At 50.4% G+C, this 16,506-nt stretch carries 13 protein-coding genes; 8 read left to right on the top strand and 5 right to left on the bottom strand.

What is annotated here, in order from left to right; all coding sequences use genetic code 11:
- The first annotated feature begins 121 nt into the window (after nucleotides 1–121).
- Complete coding sequence (locus A8708_RS09580) at nucleotides 122–1,153, top strand: LLM class flavin-dependent oxidoreductase (protein ID WP_068663254.1); 1,032 nt, start codon at nucleotides 122–124, stop codon at nucleotides 1,151–1,153.
- Between the two features lie 30 nt (nucleotides 1,154–1,183).
- On the opposite strand, the gene A8708_RS09575 is transcribed toward A8708_RS09580, so the two are convergent.
- Complete coding sequence (locus tag A8708_RS09575; protein ID WP_056608254.1) at nucleotides 1,184–1,492, bottom strand: hypothetical protein; 309 nt, start codon at nucleotides 1,490–1,492, stop codon at nucleotides 1,184–1,186.
- Between the two features lie 205 nt (nucleotides 1,493–1,697).
- On the opposite strand from A8708_RS09575, the gene infC reads away from it, so the two are divergent.
- The gene (gene infC / locus A8708_RS09570; protein WP_068663253.1) at nucleotides 1,698–2,186 is read left to right on the top strand and encodes a translation initiation factor IF-3; all 489 of its coding nucleotides are present in this window, start codon (nucleotides 1,698–1,700) and stop codon (nucleotides 2,184–2,186) included.
- Nucleotides 2,187–2,419: 233 nt separating this feature from the next.
- On the opposite strand, the gene A8708_RS09565 is transcribed toward infC, so the two are convergent.
- Nucleotides 2,420–3,232: a C39 family peptidase gene (locus A8708_RS09565; RefSeq protein ID WP_068663252.1), complete on the bottom strand. Its 813-nt coding sequence runs from the start codon at nucleotides 3,230–3,232 to the stop codon at nucleotides 2,420–2,422.
- 242 nt (nucleotides 3,233–3,474) lie between these two features.
- Here A8708_RS09565 and A8708_RS09560 point away from each other — a divergent pair, with 242 nt between their 5' ends.
- The 6 genes from A8708_RS09560 (at nucleotide 3,475) to A8708_RS09535 (ending at nucleotide 11,973) form a co-directional block, all read left to right on the top strand.
- Nucleotides 3,475–4,662 (top strand): M48 family metallopeptidase, encoded by a 1,188-nt coding sequence (locus A8708_RS09560; RefSeq protein ID WP_167355870.1) that lies wholly within the window; start codon nucleotides 3,475–3,477, stop codon nucleotides 4,660–4,662.
- 142 nt (nucleotides 4,663–4,804) lie between these two features.
- Entirely contained in the window at nucleotides 4,805–7,027 is a 2,223-nt protein-coding gene (locus A8708_RS09555) for an AraC family transcriptional regulator (RefSeq protein ID WP_068663251.1), read from the top strand.
- Nucleotides 7,028–7,186: 159 nt separating this feature from the next.
- Nucleotides 7,187–8,137, top strand: a complete 951-nt coding sequence (locus A8708_RS09550) for an ABC transporter permease (RefSeq protein ID WP_239696618.1) — start codon at nucleotides 7,187–7,189, stop codon at nucleotides 8,135–8,137.
- A gap of 14 nt (nucleotides 8,138–8,151) precedes the next feature.
- Nucleotides 8,152–9,012: a carbohydrate ABC transporter permease gene (locus A8708_RS09545; RefSeq protein WP_068663250.1), complete on the top strand. Its 861-nt coding sequence runs from the start codon at nucleotides 8,152–8,154 to the stop codon at nucleotides 9,010–9,012.
- 27 nt (nucleotides 9,013–9,039) lie between these two features.
- On the top strand, nucleotides 9,040–10,590 hold the full coding sequence (locus A8708_RS09540) for an extracellular solute-binding protein (protein WP_068663249.1): 1,551 nt from the start codon (nucleotides 9,040–9,042) through the stop codon (nucleotides 10,588–10,590).
- A gap of 27 nt (nucleotides 10,591–10,617) precedes the next feature.
- Nucleotides 10,618–11,973 (top strand): sulfatase-like hydrolase/transferase, encoded by a 1,356-nt coding sequence (locus A8708_RS09535; RefSeq protein WP_068663248.1) that lies wholly within the window; start codon nucleotides 10,618–10,620, stop codon nucleotides 11,971–11,973.
- A 307-nt stretch (nucleotides 11,974–12,280) separates the two neighbouring features.
- Here A8708_RS09535 and A8708_RS09530 read toward each other — a convergent pair whose 3' ends face one another.
- The 3 genes from A8708_RS09530 to A8708_RS09520 all read right to left on the bottom strand — a co-directional run bounded on the left by A8708_RS09530 (nucleotide 12,281) and on the right by A8708_RS09520 (nucleotide 16,473).
- Nucleotides 12,281–13,426 (bottom strand): virulence factor, encoded by a 1,146-nt coding sequence (locus A8708_RS09530; protein ID WP_068663247.1) that lies wholly within the window; start codon nucleotides 13,424–13,426, stop codon nucleotides 12,281–12,283.
- Between the two features lie 157 nt (nucleotides 13,427–13,583).
- On the bottom strand, nucleotides 13,584–14,171 hold the full coding sequence (locus A8708_RS09525; RefSeq protein WP_068663246.1) for a guanylate kinase: 588 nt from the start codon (nucleotides 14,169–14,171) through the stop codon (nucleotides 13,584–13,586).
- A 154-nt stretch (nucleotides 14,172–14,325) separates the two neighbouring features.
- Nucleotides 14,326–16,473 carry a DEAD/DEAH box helicase gene (locus A8708_RS09520; protein WP_068663245.1) on the bottom strand — a complete coding sequence of 716 codons (2,148 nt, stop codon included), beginning with the start codon at nucleotides 16,471–16,473 and terminating at the stop codon, nucleotides 14,326–14,328.
- Nucleotides 16,474–16,506: the final 33 nt, after the last annotated feature.

Genomic DNA, 16,506 nt, shown 5'->3' with positions numbered 1-16,506 from the left:
CGGTATTTACTCTTTTCACAGGACAACGCCACTTCGGTTTGTCCTTTTTTCTTTTGTGAGCCGAGCGTTGTATAATTATGAATGTCATCATTATTAGAAGACTCAGAAAGAAGGGATGACCATGCTAAAGCTAAGTATTCTTGACCAGTCACCGGTATCATCCGGCTTTACTCATAGTGAGGCATTACAACAAACGATAACACTCGCACAGCTCGCTGATCGACTAGGCTACACCCGATTCTGGGTGTCAGAGCATCATAATTCAGCAGGGCTTGCAGGTTCTTCTCCAGAGGTGCTTATATCCACGCTTGCTGCTCGCACAAGCCGTATCCGGCTTGGCTCCGGCGGCGTACTGCTTCCTCACTACAGTGCCTACAAGGTTGCTGAGAACTTCCGTATGCTCGAGGCGCTGTATCCAGGGCGCATCGACCTTGGCATCGGGCGTGCTCCTGGCGGCACGCCGCATACGGCCAAGGCGCTGCGTGGCGTCAGCGCCGATCTGTTCGAGGGACTTGAGCGGTTCCCAGCGCAAGTCACGGATTTGCTGCGGTTCCTCACCGACTCGGTGGAACCTGGGCATGTGTTCGAGGGCATCCGCGCCACCCCGTTGGTGGCTTCGATGCCCCAGGTTTGGCTGCTCGGTTCCACGGGGCAGAGCGGGGTGTACGCGTCGCAGGCAGGCGCAGCCTTCTGCTTCGCGCACTTCATCAACGGAGCGGGGGGGCAGCATGCGGTGCGAAGCTACCGCAGCTCGTTCCAGCCGTCCGCGCTCAATGTCGTGCCGCAGGCGACGGTTTGTATTTATGTGCTGTGCGCCGAGACGACAGCTGAGGCGGAGGAGCTTGCGACTTCGGTCGATTTGCGTATTCTGCAAATGGAAAAAGGCGAGTTCACCGGAGTGAAATCGCCGAAGGAAGCTGCGGAATATACATATTCCGATTGGGATCAAACCCGTGTGCGAGACAATCGCTCGCGAATGATCGTGGGCAATCCCGGCCAGGTCCGAGAGCAAATCCTGCTGCTCGCCGAAAGCTATGGTGTCGACGAAGTCATGGTCGTTGCAGGTGGACACCAAGTGGAAACGAGACTGCGGACCGTGGAGTTGTTGGCGGAAGCTTTTGAATTAAGCCATCACCACAGTTACGTAATCTAGCGGGCTGAAGCCAGATGGATGAGGAATCGCTTAGCGCGTGCGCTTCGGCCGCTTATCGATTTCTTGCGTCACGATAAACGCCAGCTCTTCATTGCCGAAGAGGGATAGCACGCCAAGCAAAGTGTCATCCGGTACTTCACCAGCTTCCTCTTTCGGCACCGTTAGTTCCAGAGCTTTCTCAAGTGCTTCATTATTCGGCTGGTCGGGATAGGCGCTATGATAAAGTGCTGCAGGGTCCAGACCATGGTTAATGCACCATTGTGCAAAAACCAAAATCATCATATGCTCTTCACGTTTGTAATTTTCGATCATTTGCTCTTCTAATTGTTTATTATTCATGGGGTAACAGACAACTCCTTATATTACGATTGCAACACGTGTACTAACTAGGCCAACTTCTATTCACAAAGAAACCTTTATACACAAAGAAACTTCTGTCTACCAAGAAACTTCTGTCCACCAAGAAACCTCTGTCTACCAAGCCAACCTCTATCCACCTTCGGGTGGATGGATTCATTATAGCGAAAGATTAGGTGTATTCACAATGATCATTAAGAATGAGAAAATCAAAGCATCCGAAGTTGAGGTCACAGGGCTGCAGGGTGAGGATTTAGGTGTCATGTCCACGAAAGATGCGCTTGCTCTTGCTAAAAGGTTAAAAGTAGACCTCGTCTGCACCTCGCTCATGAGCTCGCCACCCCCCTGTAAGCTGATTGGAGCGGGTGCAGCCAAACAGGAGGCCTTGCAAGAAAAGCAGCAGGCCCGGAAGCAAGAGCAAGGACCGAAGGTCAAGGAGCTTCGCTTGACGGCGAACATCGAAGATCACGATCTCGAGACGAAACGTCAGCAAGCTGAGCGTATATTGAAGGGCGGGGACGCCGTCCAGCTGGTCGTTAAGATCTCCGGCAAGGAAGGCGCGAAAGCCAAGGAATTGCTAGAAACGCTAGTGAAGGAGCTCAGCTCTCAAGGCAAGAAGCATACCGGCATTCAATTAAGCGGCAAGCAAGCGGCCGTTCAATTGAATCCTTTGTAGTAAAAGCATGGACAACCCTTTGGGGAGGTCCATGCTTTTTTGAGTAGTGATTTATATGTTTTGGGTTCTGGGAAAGCGAAGCCCCCTTAAGTATTCAGGAGGGGAGTGCAAGAATGCTGGGGGTGGGTTTAGCGTTATAAAATTATTAAACCATCTTATTTGGTAGTCTGGTAGCAGATACAACAGAATATCTACTCGTGCGTAATAGCAGGGGATCGAGGAGCCAACGCAGCTTAGGGCTGCGCTGGCGTAATCGTAATCGCCTGCGAGCCCATCGCTTCCCATGCCTGATGAAAAGCGTCTAAGTCATAAGCTTCTTGCTGCCCTGTCATCGGATCGTTGAGATACGCGGTCCCATCGTCCACGCCGACGAGGAGCAACGCATGCTCCGGTTGATACCAGTCTACGAGCTCGCCGTCCGGGTCCTCCCATGTTAAGTCGAGGTAGGGGGTGTCCATGTGCTCTGTTGCCCAGACCATGACGGGCCGACCTTGCGCCAACTGAGCTAGCAGGGCTTCCAAAGATGCTCCCGTGAGGTTCTTGACCCTCCCGGGCAGCCACTGCTCCATCAGCTTCGCGACCGGTGCGTGGTAAATCCCATAGCCGACGTCAAACGGGTCGCCGACGAAGACATCCCGAGGATTACCGCCTACCATGGCGCCATCCTCGTTGGTGTAAGGCAAGTCGCCTTTGGGCAGAGCCTCGGCGACCTCATCTTTGGAAATGGGCAGCCCCGCCCAATTCATCAGCATCGTGGCGGCGACGGCCTCGCAGCCGTTCGGCAGCTCCGGCAGCTGCGACAACGCCGGAATGTCGTGCAGCCCCGCCTGAGCTGCGACAAGCTTCATCGGCGACGCAGCGACCGCCGGCGGCTCCGGCGAAGCCGTCGCTGGCAGCGCCGTCAGGCTCGGTGCTACCTCACCAACTGCCGCCGCTGGACTAGCCGGCGCCGTGTGAGAATGCGCTGCGGAAAAGTCCGTTTCCGCCACATATAAACAAACGGCTGCAGTCAAGCAGCCGAGCAGGCATAAGGTTATTTTTTTCAAGAGGCATGACACTCCAAGGTTAGGGGATGGGTTTGTCCGAATTTGTCGATAGCTACATTACAGCATGGAGCTGGCATTTATGCAAGTTGGCGTAGGGATATATCGAAGCTTGTTTTCGCATAGACTAGCATCAGGCCTGTCTGCTGCGTGCAGCAGGAGGAGGCTGTGAGGGAGGAATGAAAATGACGCGTTTTTATATCGGCTGTGTGGCCGCTTTTATCAGCTATTGCTTGCTCGTCATGTTGATTTTTCTGAGGGGTGATCTCTTCCATATCCCAATGGAATTGGTGGGTACAGCGGCTGATCCGCATACCTTTATGACGGCGGCTCAAATCTCCAAAGCGGAGTCTCTTTCCCGGATTCATTCCCTGAGCTTTTTCATAAGCGCTCCCTTGCAAATGGGCATCATGGTTGCTCTATTCGGCATTGCAGTTCGTATGCGTACATTTGCAGAGCGGATCAGCCGGTCGGGGGTGCTGCAAACCCTCTGGTTTGTGCTGCTTTTTAGCCTATTGACGGATCTCTTGTTTCTACCCATCGACTATCTGCTGTTTCGGATTGACCATGCTTACGGCATGTCTACGGAATCGCTTGGGATGTTCTGGGGCGATCATGCCAAATCGTTACTGATCTCCTTGGCGGGATCGCTTGTCATGGTTGGTATATTCCGTGGCATTAGCAGATGGAGTCCGAGGCGGTGGTGGCTGTGGCTCTGGGGTGTATCAATTCCGCTTCTCGTAATTGTCACTTTCCTGCAGCCGGTGGTGCTTGATCCGCTGTACAATAAGTTCGAGCCCCTTCAAAACCAAGAGCTAAAAACGCAAATTCTAGACTTGGCAGCCCAAGCGCACATCCCAACTGACCAGGTTTACCAGGTGAATATGTCGGAGCGCACCCCTGCTATTAATGCGTATGTGAGCGGTATTGGCGGGAATGCGCGAATTGTGCTGTGGGACACGACTCTAGAGAAGCTTACGCCGGACGAAATCCTCACGGTAATGGCGCATGAGATGGGGCATTACGTAGAAAAGCACATCTATTGGGGGCTGGCCTACGGGATTGCTCTTAGCTTTGCAGGATTTTGGCTTGCGTTCCATGCGTTTCGCTGGATACTGCGGCGTTTCGGCGCAGCACTGGGGTTGCGCGGTGAGCGTGATTTGGCTGCGCTGCCGATACTTCTCCTGCTCATGATGGGGATGAGCTTTGTTTCCGCGCCCATGCAAAATGCCTTTTCCCGGGTGATTGAACACCGGGCCGATCAATACGCGATGCGGATGACAGGCGATGGCAACGCGGCCATCCATGCTTTCCAGCAGATTGCGAAGGAGAACTTGAGTCCAGTCACGCAGCCAAAGGTCGTGCAGTGGTTCCGGGGCTCGCATCCGACAATCATGGAGCGAATCTTGTATTTTGAACAATTCCAGAAGTGAATAAGTTAAATCGCATAGCGCCGATCCTGATATCACAAATTCAGGGTCGGCGTTTGTTTTTGAACATTGACAAAGGGGAGGCAGTTGTCTAAGATATGCTGTAATCTACACCAGAACGATCAGAATTGTGGGAGGGAAATTATTGAAAGGGTTTACAAAAAGACTGTTTTTTAATCGCTCCTTATTTCGAAAACAACTGCTCTCCTACCTCATTACGGTGCTCATTCCAATCTCGATGATTGTTTCTGTATATGCTTACACCATTAATGAAGACTTAACGTCCCAAATTGAACAGACATCGACGGCCAGCATTCAGCGTACAGCCAAAAATCTCGATAATTTAATTGACCAGATTAACTATTTTGCCCTTCAACTCTCCTTTTTGCCGGATATGAATAACATGTTGAAAAATCCAGTGGCTTTCACGCTGTATGACTATTACAAATTAAAGGAGCAACTGCGTAGTCAGATCAACTCCAATAATCTATTTTACTCCGTATATATTTACAGTGCCTTAAATGAACGCTTTATGACGTCGAATGAGGGACTTTTTGATGCCGATACGTTCTATGATTCTCAGGTTCTAACGCAAATTCGCAAAGAAGATCGACCGCATTTCTGGTATCAGGTGCGGGAAGATTATGTCACATTCTATAAAGATATCCCCGTCACTGAGAGCATGCCGCTTGGCACCCTAGTCATCAATATGCAGAAGAAAATGTTTCTGAATACCATGTACAACTTAAACATCGGGGATGAAGAACGTATTTTCGTCGTAGATAAAAGTGGCTCAGTGATTTCGTCGCATCCGCAGGTAGAGAACGAGATGATTCGTCAAATGATCACAAATGGAGATGCAGTGTCTTCATCAGGCACCTTGCAGAAAATCGTTCTCGATGGTACGAAGTATTTTGCTCATATCGCCTCCATGAAGGGGGATGGTTGGACGCTAGTTAACTTGATCCCTTATGCCAGCTACAAGGCGAAGCTGTTTGAAAAACTATCCAAAGTCCTCACGATTGTCTTATTCGTATTCCTAATTGGTTTGGCCATAGCCTATGCATTTGCCGTGAAGATGTACAATCCATGGAAAAAAATGATCGAGGTACTCTCCGGGGTCGGCGGGGGCAAATCGTCATCTGATGAGTACATGCTTGTCAGCGGAGCTATCAACTCCATGATGGCGACGATCAAACAGAATGAGCCAGTGATGAAGGATCATCTGATTTCGGATATTTTACGTAATAAAGTATCGGATAAAGAAACGATTTCAGCGCGGCTGCAACAGGCAGGTTTACAGTTTACCGAGCCTTACTATGCCGTCATTGTCGCTGTGTTTGATGATTTGCAATCGGAAGACGCCGAGGACCCGCAGCGCAACCTTCTCATTTACAGTATGGTTTTGGAAACGTTGAAGGCTTATCTGCCTGTAGAAGGGACGATATTGGATCGAAGCAAGCTTGGCTTTATCGTCAATTTGCCGCAAAAAGGCATGGACGCCGGCATACGGCAGCGTATTCATCAAACTTATGCAGAAATGAATGCGGTAGGGCAGGAGGAATTGAACGTTTCGCTGCAATTTATTGTGAGTGATGCGGATGCGCCTGAACGTCTGCATCTTGCGTATGAGCAGATTCGCAGAATGCTGAACTACAAAGCGGTCATTAACCGTAATGACATCGTTTTTGTACAAGATCACAAAAGTGAATTGAAATTCGTATATCCGCTTTCCTTGCAAAAGCAGTTGATTCACGCTGTCGCCACGATGAACCGAGAGAAGGCCAATCAGTGCATTGGTGAACTCTTTGATCAGTATATCTATAAGTCGAAATATCCGCTCGAAAAGCTGCAGGGCATGATTGTCGTGCTCATGAGTTCGGTGTTGAATGAATTGCTGAAGGAAGGCTACGACATTGGAAGCCTAAACGAGGATGTCGATATTTTTAAACTGAACGAATGCCAGAATAATGATGAACTGTATCAATTTATGATCACACATATTCATAGAATCATTGCGTTCTTGGAAACGTTGCAGGACAAGCAGGTCACGAATCTCTATGTTGCCAAAACGATTGCCTACATGGAGGAGCATTACGCCAATCCGCTGTCCATTACAGAGATCGCGGAGCGCATAGGAGTCAGCAGCGGTCATTTGAGCCGTACCTTTAAAGCGGAGATAGGGAAATCCATGTTGGAATACTTAACGGAATTTCGAATTAAGAAAAGTAAAGAGCTCCTTAGCGCTAGAAGCGATTCCTTGCAGGAGATAGGCTTAGCGGTGGGTTATCACGATGTGCAAAGTTTCATTCGTTTCTTTAAGAAATATGAGGGCATGACGCCTGGCGAATACCGCAAAAGCATCTAGAAAAACGGATATCATACCAAATTTGTAACATTTCACAAGCTCATATCAGAAAATCCTCATGTTTATTGCAAACTGAGGATTTTTATTATGGCTGCTCCTCGCTACGATGAAAGCGTACACAACAGCATGTGTAACATCGAATCGAGAGGAGGGGATGTGGTGAATCATCCTATAAAGGCATCGCATGGTGCGGTTGTAAATGCAAGACCTCGTGCAAGATCATCCGCCTTTATGAAGTCGTTTCATAAACACAAGTACTATTATGTTTTACTGTTGCCCGGTGTCATTTATTTTCTGTTATTTAAGTACATTCCGATGGGCGGCATTGCAATCGCTTTCCAAGATTTCAAGATTGCGGGAAGCGTGTTCGACAGTCCTTGGGTCGGATTAAAATGGTTCCGCATTCTGTTTGATTCGCCTGACTTTTGGATAGCACTTCGAAATACGGTAATCATTAGCTTCTATAAGCTGCTGTTTAACTTTCCAGCGCCGATTGTGCTTGCGCTCTTGCTTAATGAACTGCTCAATGGCGTATTTAAGCGAATCGTACAGACGATTATCTATTTTCCGCACTTCGTTTCTTGGGTTGTGCTGGGAAGTATTCTATTCTCCGTATTTTCGGTCGATACGGGGGTGGCGAAGCTGCTCGGCTTGTCCTCATCACCGCTGATGAATCCCGAAGTGTTCCGAGGTTTTCTAGTCGGTTCGGAAATGTGGAAGGAAGTCGGATGGGGGACGGTCATTTATTTAGCGGCTATTGCGGGCGTTAATCCAGAGCTCTATGAAGCAGCCAGAATAGATGGTGCGAATCGCTTTCAGTTGGTTCGTCATGTTACGTTGCCGAGCATTGCATCGACGATTGTCGTGCTGTTGATTTTGCGAACGGGACAAATTTTGAATGTCGGCTTCGATCAGATTTACATTTTATATAACCCGCTCGTCTATAATGTAGCGGACACGCTGGATACGTATGTATACCGTGTGGGGCTTACGATGGGCAGATTCCCGTTTGCTACAGCAGCTGGGCTGTTCCAATCGGTTGTAGGCTTATGCTTGCTGCTGTTTACGAACTGGCTCGTGCGTCGTATGGGCGAACGAGGATTGTGGTAAGGAGGTGGATGTGAATGCGTAAAAGTTGGGGTGAACGCGGCTTCGAAATAGGGAATGTGCTGTTTCTGGCTATACTGAGTATTGTGACGCTGTATCCTTTATGGCATGAATTATCAATATCATTAAGCTCGGCGGCTGGTGCCATGCGGGGCGGGTTGTTCTTTTTCCCTAGGGGCTTTACGCTGGACGCGTACAAAAGTGTGCTGGCTTCCAGTTTTATTTGGCTGGCCTACCGAAACAGTATTATCGTGGCGGTGGCAGGCACGTTCCTGCATGTCTTATTTACAGCGACGACGGCTTATGCGTTAAATAAAAGAAGTTTGCCTGGCGCGAAGGTCATTACACTACTGGTTATTTTTACGATGATATTTAGCGGTGGAATGATTCCGACCTATTTGCTTGTCAAAAGCTTAGGATTAACGAATACCCTATGGGCGCTTATGCTGCCGGGGATGATATCTGCTTTCAACGTAATCGTCATGCAAAGCTTTATGCGGACCATTCCGGAAGAAGTGGAGGAGTCGGCTGCCATGGATGGAGCGAATCCGCTGCGAACGTTTTTCACCATTATTATACCGTTATGCAAGCCGGTTATTGCTACGATTGCACTCTGGGAGTGCGTCGGATTGTGGAACAATTTTATGCAAGCGTTGATTTATTTGAATGATAAAAGGCTATTTACCCTACCGTTGTTATTAAAAGAAATTATTGCTGGCCAGCAATTGGCGACAGATACCGGTCAGTTTACAACGTTTGCTGCCGAGTCCGCGATAGCGGCTACCGTCATTATTTCAATCGTACCCATTCTTGCCGTGTATCCGTTCCTGCAGAAGTACTTTATGAAAGGCACCATGTTAGGCTCTGTGAAATCATAATTTGAAGATCATATAAGGGGTGTTCTTATGAAAAGAATGAGTAAAATGGTATCCGTCTTGTGTGTCACTTGTCTTGCAGGATTAGTAGCTGCTGGTTGCGGCTCCAATGAGCAAGGAGAAAGTGCGTCATCTTCCAGCCCAGTTTCTACGAAGCCGGTTACTTTCAATATGTTCTTTAATTACGGGATTCCGGAATATCCGGACACTGGTGGAGAAGCGAAACCGAAAATTATTTCATTGATGGAGAAGGCGGGAATACCGGGTATAGATTACAAAATTAGCATGATCTCTGGTGATGAATACAAAACGAAGCTAAATCTGATGGTGTCTTCCGGCGCAATACCGGATTACTTCAGTGTGGATACGACACAGCTAGCTCAGTATGTGAGTCAAGGGCTATTGAAGCCGTTGGATGATTTGCTGGCAAAAGCGCCGCACTTGATGAAGTACATTCCGAAAGAGCGTTGGGACGGTGTCAAATTTGATGGCAAAATTTACGCGATTCCGCAAGGGGTTAGACAGGAGTCGTTCAATTCCCCGAATACGGCGGGCTTGATGATAAGACAGGACTGGCTGGATGCACTCGGCATGAAGCAACCGACTAATCTAGATGAACTGCATGAAGTTCTTAAGGCATTCACGTTCAAGGATCCGGATAAGAATGGTCAAAATGATACGTATGGGTTTGGCGGCAACAAATCCTCGCTGTTTAATACTGTCTTTGGCGCTTTTGGCATTGCACTAAATGGCCCAGTCTTCTGGACAGAGAAAGATGGAAAGATCGTCAAAAGCTTTGTGACACCAGAGGCGAAGAAAGCTTTAGCCGTTCTGCAGCAATGGTATAAAGAAGGTCTGATTGACCCTGAGTTCCCTGTCATGGAATTGAAGCAGGCAGAGGCTAGGATCGTGAATTCCAAGGTCGGCGTGTTTGAAGGCGATGCTTTTGCAGTCAATGCGACTGGCGGCGGCTATTACACCTCGCTGCTGAAGGTGGTGCCATCAGCTAATATAGCGATGATTAACCGAGTGAAAGGACCCGACGACAAGCTGGGCTGGCCGCAGGTTAATCCCTATTCGGGAGGAGCGCTGCGTGCCATAAGTGCGAAGGCGCAAGAACCTGAAAGACTCATTCAAATGCTGGATTGGTCGGTCAGCGATGACCCGAACGGCGGCGTGGATCTGCTTACCTATGGCGAAAACAACGTGGATTACACCTTTGACAAGAGTAAAAATTTAATCGCACAAACATCCAGTTATTCCGATTTATACAAAAAAGGTTTCTCTAACCCTGTTCGCTTTGTGCAAGTAACGGACCGTCGTTGGACGGACGATAAAGTGCGGGCGGCGTTGGAAATCGCTTCAAAGGATATTATTAAGAATCCGCTTTGGAAAACAGTTCCAGCAGAGCTGGATTATCCGGATCTGGAGAAGAAGCTGTGGACGGAGTACTTTGTTAAGATTGTGACAGGTGTATGGCCCGTTGAGAAGTTCGATGAGTTCGTTCAGAAATATTACCAGCAGGGCGGACAGAAGATCGAGCAGCAGGCTAACGAAGAGTGGAAAAAAGCCAGTAAGTAAATAAAAGCAAAAGGTGATGGAGAGAAGATGAGAAAACAGCCGAATGTCATTGTATTTTTTACAGATCAGCAGCGATTTGACACCACAGGAGTTCACGGGAATCCACTTGGCCTTACACCGAATTTTGACCGTATGGCGATGGAAGGAACCCATGTGTTCAACTCGTACACCTGTCAGCCTGTTTGCGGGCCAGCACGTTCGTCTTTGCAAACAGGGAAATATGCAACAGCAACCGGCTGTTATGTGAACGGCATTCCACTGAAGGCAGAGGAGAAGACGCTAGCTCATCATTTCCGTGAAGCAGGTTATCATACTGGCTATATTGGCAAATGGCATTTGGCCGGCCAAGAGCCTGTCCCAGAGGCGCAGCGCGGCGGTTATCAGGAATGGCTAGCCTCTAATGTTCTGGAGTTCTCTTCTGATGCTTACGATACGGTCATGTATAACAACGATAATGAACCCGTTAAGCTGCCGGGCTATCGGGTGGACGCGCAGACGGATGCGGCAATCCGGTATATCGACAAGCATCAGGAAGAGCCATTCTTCTTGTTCCTGTCTTATCTGGAACCGCATCATCAGAATCACTCCGATAATTACCCGGCGCCAAAAGGCTATGAAGGGCGCTATAGCGGCAGCTCCTTCGTTCCTGGCGATCTTGCCTCGCTAGGCGGGACAGCCCATGCCCATCTCGGTGGTTATTACGGCATGGTCAAAAGACTCGACGAAGCGCTTGGTCGCTTGTTCGACGCTTTGATCAGTCTTGGAATGGAGGATGACACGATCGTGATGTTTACCTCAGACCATGGCTGTCATTTCAAAACAAGGAACAGCGAGTATAAACGCTCGTGCCACGACAGTTCCATCCGAGTACCGACCGCCTTCACGGGAGGACGTTTCCGATCAGGAGGGCGTCTGCAGGAGATGGTGTCCCTGGTGGATCTGCCGCCAACGTTATTAGACGCTGTAGGTATTCCAGTCCCGGCATCCATGCAAGGACGTTCCTTGCTCCCGCTGTTGCGTGGAGATCGTGAGGGCTGGCCGGAAGAAGTCCTCGTACAGATCAGTGAATCGCAGGTTGGTCGCGCCATTCGGACGCAACGTTGGAAGTATAGCGTTTCTGCGCCAGCTGGGAATGCTAGTCTTGATGCAGGATCGGATGTTTACGTCGAGGAGTTCCTCTACGATCTGCATGCGGATCCGCATGAACTGAACAACCTGGTAGGTATACAGTCGTTTAACTCCGTCGCTGCCCAGCTGCGCGAACGCTTGGTTCGTCGTATGCAGGAAGCGGGGGAAGCTGAGCCGGTCATTCAAAGTGCGCCAGTGCAGAGAAATGCCGGTGCACGACGGGTGTCTGTGAGTGAACTTAGGAAGAAGCTGTGAGCGGGGTCCGTCCTTTCGAAGGGTGAAACCTGCTGTAAGACGCCGAAGTCGCGTTAGTCCGATTTCACCCAATTAAATCCACTTCACGCGCCTGCATATCGCGATTAGTCAGATTTAGCCCAATTAAATCGCCCTTTTCCAATCGTCACACACGAAAACGGCCATTTAGTTCGGCAAAACCTGACTATTTGCCAGTTATCGGATGGAATCACCGATTTAGTTCGGCAAAGTCGGACTAATGAGGGAATGGTAGGATAAACAGCTGGGCCGTCCTTCAAGGACGGCCCAGCTGTTTATATTGTGTCTGTTATTGCTCGTTGCGCCGTGTCATCTGCTGCCAGACGGAACCCTCAGCGGCATGGCCGCCTTCGATGCGCTCGAGTGCAATCTTGACCTGCATCCGCACCTCGAATTCGGGGTCGTCTGCAGCCTGCTCAAGATCCGGAAGCACGCTGTGATCCCCGACTTCGTAGAGGAAGCGCGCTGCGCGCCAGCGGACCAGCTTGTTGCGGTCCTTCAGTGCCTTGGCCATCGCTGGCATAGCGGCCGGGTCGCCAAGATCGGACAGCGTGTCGCCTGCTGTCCGGCGCACAGAAGCTGTATCGTCCTCGAGGGCGCGATACAGATAGGGCAGTACCTCGGGTTCCTTAATATCCCCGAGGTACACCGTGGCCAGTCGCCGAAGCGACGTGTTCTCGTCCTGCAAGGCATGGACGAGAAGCGGCAGCGTCTCAAGCGACGGCTGGATCTTCTGAAGCGCCGCGTAGCGCAGCTTCCAATCCGGGTTGCGCAGCTGCTCTTCGGCTGCGACAAGATCTCCTGTGGCGGCCTCTGGCGCCGCAGGGGTGTCGGATGTCTCCTGCATCGCATGGGAGACCAGCTCTTCCAAGCGGGCATCGTCGTAAGAAGCATCCAGTTCCTGGACGACTTCGCCCGCGATGTCCGATAGCTCGCCGTAGCGGACGCCGAGCTCCTCGAGCTTCCGCTCTTTGATCAGGTTCGGCGATGCCGTACCTGCACGCACCGCGGCCTGCGTGAAGCGCTCCGGCATAGCGACGCGCGCTTCTTCAGCGCCTGTGCGCACCCGAACCTGGAGCGGAATGCCGCGAAACATCTGCACGAGCACTTGTGCTTCGCCATAGGCGGCATCAGCCGCAGGCTGCTCGGCAAGCACGCCAGCGCCTGCTGCTCCCTGGGCTTCGCCATAAATTTCGCGCGCCTGCGCCAGAATGAATTGCCAGTCGCCTTTCGAGCTGCGGTCTACCGCGATGAAGTCGGCTGCATGAAACACACTGATAACACCAGGCACAGCAAGCAGTTTTTGCACTTCCTCGGGGGCGCCACTTAGATTCTTCTTGGTATATGTTTCACGTACACCCCCAGGTAAGGACTCGTCCATATTGAGTTTCATGGAATTGGGGCTGGGTGTAGGTTCGATGGAAATGATTTTCATTATGTTCAACTCCTTAGTAGGAACGGATCCGACCATGACGACTTCGCCGTTCATTCGTTAGATGAAAAGGCCCAGACGGGGAACCGTCCAGGCCTTTTATCGGCAGCTAGTGCCCTTGTTGTTCATTGATGACGAAGTGGATAATACCTCTTGAGTTCTAGTCTAGGTCAACTAGATTCCGATTTAAATATTGATCCAATGTTTTGGTAAGGTCAAATACCGTATGAGCTAAGTCCACATTTTCAAAAATATGATCACAGTGGTCACGGTAAGCTAATTCATTTTCATAGTCAGACAAATATTTAGAGGCAATTTCTTCAGAATCTCCGCTTCCTTTCATCCGCTCTTCAAGTGTGTCCCTCTGGGCATAAATGAAAATTTGGACGACGCGGTCACTGTATAGCTTTTTGAGCGTTTCGGCACCGAAGCGGTTCAAGATTAAGTAGATGCTGCCGCTTTGCTGAAACATGAACTCAATATCGGAGCTCTTGATGCCATAGAGATGGTCATTAACAGTGCTAACTTCAATGAATTCGCCGCCAGCTTGTGCCTGGGCAAATTGAGCGGGTGAGATGAAATGATAATCTTGGCCATCTTCCTCTGTAGCTTTCGGAGGTCGTGTGGTGTACGAAATCACTTGTTTCATCCCCAGCGTGGAGCCGGACATTTCCGCAACGGTTTTGCGGCCTGCCCCGTGTGGGCCCGTGAATACAAAAATCATTTCCTTATCCTTTAATGCGTACATGGAACATACCTCCTTTGATTGGATGGGGGGTAAATCCTACGTGCGAGCACGGGTTGAAACGATTTTTATCAAATAGAATCTGAATTAACCATACCTATAGTTTACAACGTAAGGCTTCATCGGTAAAGACTTGGATGAAATCGCTTCATCCGTCTTAGCGTTTACTGCCACCGCCGCGTGTGCCTCTTGGCGCGCTTCCACGAGCGCCGCCTGGACCGCCACCACGCGGACCGCTTGGTTTGTCACTGCGCGGAGCACCGCCGCGCGAGCCGAAGCCTTCGCCACGAGGTGCTGCGCTGCGCGCACCGCGCTCATCGCTCCGTCCGCGAGCTGCGCCGCCAGAGCGAGCGCCGAAGCCCTCGCCGCGCGGAGCGCCGCCTGAGCGAGCGCCAAAGCCTTCACCGCGTGGAGCGCCGCCAGAGCGAGCGCCAAAGCCCTCGCCGCGCGGAGCGCCGCCAGAGCGAGCGCCGAAACCCTCGCCGCGCGGAGCACCGCCAGAGCGAGCGCCGAAGCCCTCGCCGCGCGGAGCACCGCCAGAGCGAGCGCCGAAGCCTTCACCGCGCGGAGCACCGCCTGAGCGAGAGCCGAAACCCTCGCCGCGCGGAGCAGCACCGCGTGCTGCTCCATCGCCACGGCCCTTGCCGCCGCGAAGCGTGCGAGACGCGCTAGCCGCGTCTTCGCGACCTGCGCCAGCGTATTTGTTGTATGGCGAGTAGGACTTGTCGCCATGAGGAGCTGAACGCTTGCGTTCTGCACCTTCACCGCCGTTGTAGGAACCAGTTACGCGTGCTTTCGCAGCGTTCATGTTCCCTCCGCGAGCTGGTGCCGAATTCGTAGTTGGCGATTCATGAACAACCGTAGCGCGTCCCCATGTATTCGGATTGCGTTCTGAATTCACTTTCGCAGGTCTTTCACCGGAACGAGCTGCACCGCCGCGAGTCCCGTATTTGTCACCTTTAGCGCCAAAGCCAGTTTTCCGTTCGCTGCCATATTGCATGCTCGAACGGTCACCGCGCAATTCGCGTGCGCCAGGTCTTCCTGCACGTCCGCCACTGCGTTGCTCTGGGGCACCTGTACGGTCATTGCGTCTGCCACCACGTGCAGAACCAGAACCCGTTCCGCCTTTGCGTGCAGACCCTCTGCCGTCTTGCCCAGTGTAATCCTCTGTTTTGGAACGAACAACTCTTCTTTGCTCTCCATCCGCGCCACGAAGGGACATTTTGATACCTTTTTCGATAAGTTCGATCGTTGGCATATCGCGTTGGGTTGCGAAAGTCACAGCGACGCCGGATTCACCAGCACGACCTGTTCGACCAATACGATGAATGTAGCTTTCAGCATCTTGAGGCACATCATAGTTGAAGATATGCGTTACGCCTTCCACATCAAGACCACGCGCAGCGATATCGGTCGCCACCAAGAGTTCAATGCGTCCTTCTCTGAAACGCTTCATTACCTGTTCGCGTTTCGCTTGAGACAAGTCACCATGAAGCTCATCTGACATTAAACCGATTTCTTGCAGTGTTTCATTGAGGGCAATTGCTTTGGCCTTGGTCCGGCAGAAAATCATCGCAAGATAAGGTCTATATTGTTTAATTGCTGCAATTAGCGCATCTTGTTTATCACGATCGGTCGTAGGGACAAGCACCTGCTGAATTTCGGTCAAAGTAACTTGTTTACTTTGAATTTTAATTTCTTTGGCTTCCTTCATATAAGCCTTAGACAGATTAATGACCTGTTCGGGCATCGTCGCAGAGAAGAGCAACGTTTGGCGATAAGGAGATGTTTGGGCAATGATATCCTTGACTTCATGCAAGAAGCCCATATGCAACATTTGATCGGCTTCATCTAATACGAGTATTTTCAATTTATAGAAATTGATAGAACCGCGGCGAAGATGATCAAGCAGCCTTCCCGGTGTTCCTACTACTATATGTATGTTGCCTTGAAGCTTTCTAAGCTGTTTTTCTACATCCTGCCCACCGTAGGCTGCTAGAACCTTAGCACCTGTAATCGGAACAAGGGTTTTCAACTCATTGCTGATTTGAATGGCTAATTCGCGGGTAGGAGTAAGAATAAGCGCTTGAACATCTGAGCTTTCTACATCAATTGTTTCTAATATAGGAAGTACAAAGGCAAGGGTTTTACCTGTACCTGTTTGAGCTTGTGCGATAACATCCGAACCTTTTAATAAAACAGGAATCGCTTCTCGTTGAATCGGCGTCGGTTCTACGACACCTTGATTTTGCAAAACTTGAACAACTTGTTCTCTAATACCTAATGAGGCAAATCCATTTGACATGGGTAATTGGCCAGCTCCCTTTTTCCTTCAGAG

It is taken from the genome of Paenibacillus oryzisoli (genome assembly GCF_001653565.1).
GTDB classification, from domain to species: Bacteria; Bacillota; Bacilli; order Paenibacillales; family NBRC-103111; genus Paenibacillus_E; species Paenibacillus_E oryzisoli.
This window is presented reverse-complemented; position numbering and strand designations above follow the sequence as displayed.